The following is a 3,402-nucleotide window of genomic DNA, read 5'->3' on the forward strand; positions in this document are numbered from 1 at the left end:
GGCTGGCCGCAACGTCCGGCAACGTACGCCGCCGCAGCAGCACCGGGGACCGAGCCTCAGCCGCTGGCCTTCGACCTCGACGGGGCGCGCCGGTATCTGTTCACGAGCCCCGATGGTCGCCTGTTCCTGTTCGGCCAGGACGGCGTGCCGGTTCCCGGTTGGCCGCTGTCCGGGGCGGGCGAGACGGCGGGGACGCCGTTGCTGATGGACCTCGACCACGGCCCGGGCCTCGAACTGGTGGCGGCTGGCAGTTTCGCCCGGATCGCCGGTGTCGCGACGAGCGGGGGATTCACCGGAGAACCCGTATCGCGTCTGGCGGTCTGGAGCCTCGCCGGCACCTCGGATGCCCAGGCGGTCTGGCCGATGTACGGCGGGAGCGCCGACCGCGAGACCTCGTTACCGGCGCCTCCCGTCGGCTGGACCGGCGCGGGCCTGCTCGCCGCCGGCAGCCACGTCTGCTACCCCTCGCCGCTGACGGGCTCGGTCCTGCGCGTGCGCGCCGACGTCTTGCGGGATTGCGGAGTCCGGGTCTTCCTGTACAATCTGGAGGGGGAGGAGGTGGCCGTCGGGGCCGCCGCCGCCGCCCGCGCGGGCGAACCCGTGGAGGTCCGGCTGGACCTGCCGCGCCTCGCTTCGGGTCTGTACCTCTGTCGGCTGGTCGCCGAGGGCGGCGGCCGTTCCGAAACGAGCGTCGTGCCGGTGGCCGTCTCGCGATGAGCCGCCGCGGCCGTCGTCCGCGGGTCTGGGCGCGCCCGTCGCGCCGGAAAGGATCGTCATGAAGTCTGTTTCGCCGCGCCGCCGCGCGCTTACTGCGCTCCTGCCCGCCCTGCTCCTCGCGGGGGCCGCCTGCGCCGGGACCCCGGGGTCGGCGGGGTTCCTGTCCCTGCGCAACCCCGTGGGCGCGCGCGAGGCCGCCATGGGCGGCGCCGGCGTGGCCTCGGCCGTCGGAGCGTCGGCCGTGTACTGGAACCCGGCGCGTCTGGCCTTCACGCAGGAGGGCACGGACCTGCTGCTGCAGCACCAGCGGCTGTGGGGGCTGTTCGACAAGGAGACGGCCGCCGTCGCGCACCGCACGCCGCACGGCTCGCTGGGCTTCATCTTCTCCGGCCTCTACGCCGACGAGATCGAGCGCTACGAGGAGGACGGCGTCGGCGTGCCGCTGGGCACGTTCCGCCCCTACGAGGTGGCGCTCGGCGTCAACTACGCGCGGATGATCGGCGAGGTCTTCGCGGTCGGCGTCGGCGCCAAGCTCCTGCACACCGAGATCGACGTGCACGGCGACACGGGTCTGGCCTACGACCTGTTCATCGCCCACCGCGCCGAGATCCCCGGCCTGTGGTTCGGCGCCTCGCTGACCAACGTCGGACCCGACCTCAACCTCGACGACGGGCCGTTCGCCCTGCCGCAGGCCGGGCGGCTCGGCCTGGCCTACGACCCCCAGCAGGACTTCTTCTCGGGCAAGCTGACGCTGGCCGCGGACGTCCTGTTCCCGAACGACGGCAACGAGAAGGCGCACCTGGGTGCGGAGTACCGCCTGGTGCCGGCGCTGTCCCTGCGGCTGGGCACGCGCGTCAACTACGAATCCCAGGGCTACACCTGGGGCGCGGGCTTCGCGCGCGGGCCGTTGACCCTGGGGTACGCCTTCGAGCAGGCCACCAACGACCTGGGCGACTGGCACCGCTTCGCACTGGAGCTGGCGCTGGGTCGAGCCGGTTATTGAGTCGCACCGGTTACTGAGGTTCCTTCAGCGGGGATCCGCGGCCGGAGAGCTGGTGTCGACAGCGAAGTCGCGCAGTTCGAACCGCCCCCCCCGCACGATCGCGTAGCTCGCCTCCCCGGCGAACCAGCTGCCCAGCGCCGCCATCTCCCGCCCGCCTTCCGCGACGCGGAAGGCGTGGTGCACGTGCCCGATCAGGAGCAGGTCCCAGTCGCCGCGCGCGCGGGCCAGGTGCCGTCGCGCGCGCTTCTCGATCAGGTGGCGCTCGTCGCGCGAGGCCTGGCGGCTGGCGTGGCTCAGCCAGTGCGAGAAGGCGTAGAGCAGCTCCGGGTGGAGGGATTTCGCGAACAGCACGCCGGCGCGCTGCCGCACGAGGCGGCGGAAGGACGAGTAGATCCAGTCGCGGGCGAGCAGGCCGTCGCCGTGGACGAGCCGGATGCGGAGACCGTCCGCGTCCATGGTGAAGGGTTCCCCCCGCGGCGAGGTGCCGTAGCGCTCGTGCAGGAAGCGGGCGGCCCAGATGTCGTGGTTGCCGCCCACGAAGTGCAGCCGGACGCCGGCGTCGCGCACGTCGTCGAGGGCGTGCAGCACCTCCTCGTAGCCCCGCAGCCGGAAGTGGGGGTAGTCGAACCAGAAATCGAAGACGTCGCCGAGCAGGACCAGCTCGTCGGCGTCGCGGGCCGACTCGAGGAAGGCCAGGAAGAGGTCGCGGCGGCGGACTTCGGCGGGGTCGGGACGCAGCTTGAAGTGCGTGTCGCCGGCGATCAGGATCGTGCGCTGGTCGTTCTTGAACATGGTCGGATGTTAGTATATGAATGACGCGATCGCGGCAAGGTGTTTTCGACCGTAGCCCGGGAGTACGCGATGGGCCTCTGGGACGACCTCCGCAAGAGCATGGGCGCGTGGTACGACACCGCGGCCGAGAAGACCGGGGAGATGGCGCGGGTCGGGTCGCGCCGCTACGACATCTTCGGGATCGGCCGCGACATCGAGCGCCACCGCAGCGAGATCGGCAAGCTCGTCCACGAGGGCATCCTGCAGGGCCGGACCGAGTTCGGGGCCGACCCCGCGGTGCTGGACCTCGTGGACCGGATCCAGAAGCTGGAAGCCGAATTGGAGGCGAAGCGGCGCGAGATCGAGGAGATCCGTGCCAGCGAGAGCCGCCGGCCGGGGGCTGCCGACGCCGACCGGCGCCGCAACCGCGAGGATCGCCGTGACGCCTCCGCCGACCGCGACCCTGAAGCCGGCCGTGACCCCGACGCCGGCCGTGACCCCGACGCCGGCCGTGACCCCGACGCCGGCCGTGACCCCGACGATGGGTACCCCCCGCCGTACTGAACGTTCGCGGAAGTCCAGTTGCGAAAGTTCTTGACCGCCTCGATCCTGTTGCTGTAGGATCGGTTCATCCCTGCAACAGGCTGGCCGCCCCGAGGCCCGCCGACCCTGGTCCCACCCAGCCGCTCTCCCCACGAAGCGACCGGCATTGCCGCGTTCTGTGTACCGCCCCGGATTACTGAACCGGCGGTCCGCGACGTCCTTGCAGCCGGGAGCCCGCGTGAACGCTCTTCGACACCTCGCCACTCGGAATGCCGCCAGGATCGCCGCTCTCGCCGTGGCGTGCCTGCTGTGCCTGCCGGTCGCGCCGGGCGGCAAGGCGACGGCGCAGGACCGTTCGCTGTCGCGCC

The 3,402-nt window shown here is 72.0% G+C and carries 4 protein-coding genes; 3 read left to right on the forward strand and 1 reads right to left on the reverse strand.

From position 1 onward, the window contains the following. Both Q7W29_10910 and Q7W29_10915 read left to right on the forward strand, forming a co-directional pair. Positions 1–717 (forward strand): hypothetical protein (locus Q7W29_10910; GenBank protein MDO9172326.1); only part of this gene is annotated, 717 nt, incomplete at its 5' end. Between the two features lie 58 nt (positions 718–775). Beyond that, a complete protein-coding gene (locus Q7W29_10915; protein MDO9172327.1) occupies positions 776–1,720 on the forward strand; it encodes a PorV/PorQ family protein in 945 nt (314 codons plus the stop codon). A gap of 24 nt (positions 1,721–1,744) precedes the next feature. Here the strand turns inward: Q7W29_10915 and Q7W29_10920 are convergent, their stop codons facing one another. Continuing rightward, positions 1,745–2,512, reverse strand: coding sequence for a metallophosphoesterase family protein (locus Q7W29_10920; GenBank protein MDO9172328.1), 768 nt, complete (start codon positions 2,510–2,512; stop codon positions 1,745–1,747). Between the two features lie 69 nt (positions 2,513–2,581). Here Q7W29_10920 and Q7W29_10925 point away from each other — a divergent pair, with 69 nt between their 5' ends. Continuing rightward, positions 2,582–3,055, forward strand: a complete 474-nt coding sequence (locus tag Q7W29_10925) for a hypothetical protein (GenBank protein ID MDO9172329.1) — start codon at positions 2,582–2,584, stop codon at positions 3,053–3,055. Positions 3,056–3,402: the final 347 nt, after the last annotated feature.

The sequence above is a fragment of the bacterium genome, from assembly GCA_030654305.1.
GTDB lineage: Bacteria > Krumholzibacteriota > Krumholzibacteriia > LZORAL124-64-63 > LZORAL124-64-63 > PNOJ01.

Excerpts from the sequence above, each read along its gene's own strand:
- Q7W29_10915 (MDO9172327.1), top strand. The coding sequence starts at position 776 with ATGAAGTCTGTTTCGCCGCGCCGCCGCGCGCTTACTGCGCTCCTGCCC.
- Q7W29_10920 (MDO9172328.1), bottom strand. The coding sequence starts at position 2,512 with ATGTTCAAGAACGACCAGCGCACGATCCTGATCGCCGGCGACACGCAC.
- Q7W29_10925 (MDO9172329.1), top strand. The coding sequence starts at position 2,582 with ATGGGCCTCTGGGACGACCTCCGCAAGAGCATGGGCGCGTGGTACGAC.